This window comes from Bacillus sp. SRB_331, from assembly GCF_003264175.1.
In the GTDB taxonomy this organism is placed as follows: domain Bacteria; phylum Bacillota; class Bacilli; order Bacillales; family Bacillaceae_G; genus Bacillus_A; species Bacillus_A mycoides.
In genome coordinates, this window is sequence record NZ_NADV01000148.1 from 1 (window position 1) to 631 (window position 631).

The following is a 631-nucleotide window of genomic DNA, read 5'->3' on the forward strand; positions in this document are numbered from 1 at the left end:
GCCAGCCCATCTTCCAGCGTCTCCAATTTTGCCATGATGGCGTCCAGGGATTGCGAGACTGTCCTCGATTCTTGTTGGCGCTCCTCACGTTCGCTTTCTAGTGACTTCAGACGGTCTGCAAAAATGACCAGATCAGAGACTAGATTTGACAAGTATTTGGTATTATAGTCAGTATAGCTCCTAATTGCTTGGACCATGGCCACCAACTTCGCAGGATCGGACAGCGACTCGTCGTCATCTGAGGCGGCGTCGTCACCCGCGCTGGGGTTTGGGTCAACCTCCGGAACCTGGACCGGAACCTGGGTCACGGTTGGTGACCGGGTTTGCGATTTCTCGCCTTGGTCGACGTCGTGCCTCGCCGCGATTATGGCATCGATGGCCTTTTTATTGCCCGCCGTTCTTGCCAGTTGTAGAGATTGCCGCTCCCCTAGCTTCTTTCGGCAGGGCACACCCATCGGGGCTGCCGTACAACGAAGAACGATCTCGTATGCCGTCTTCTGGGGCTGCAGACTCCCCGTCCCTCCACATTTCGGGCATCTGATCCCGCTTTTATATTTGTTCAACGTCTCCCTCACCGCCTGCATGCTGGCTGGGTTGGGATCTTCTTGGATCTGCATGGCTCGCCGGCGCT

The 631-nt window shown here is 56.1% G+C and carries 1 protein-coding gene; it reads right to left on the reverse strand.

Annotated features, from left to right (window positions below):
• Positions 1-563: hypothetical protein (locus B5P42_RS31585; RefSeq protein ID WP_142674081.1), on the reverse strand; the 563-nt coding region annotated here is incomplete at its 3' end.
• Positions 564-631 lie beyond the last annotated feature (68 nt).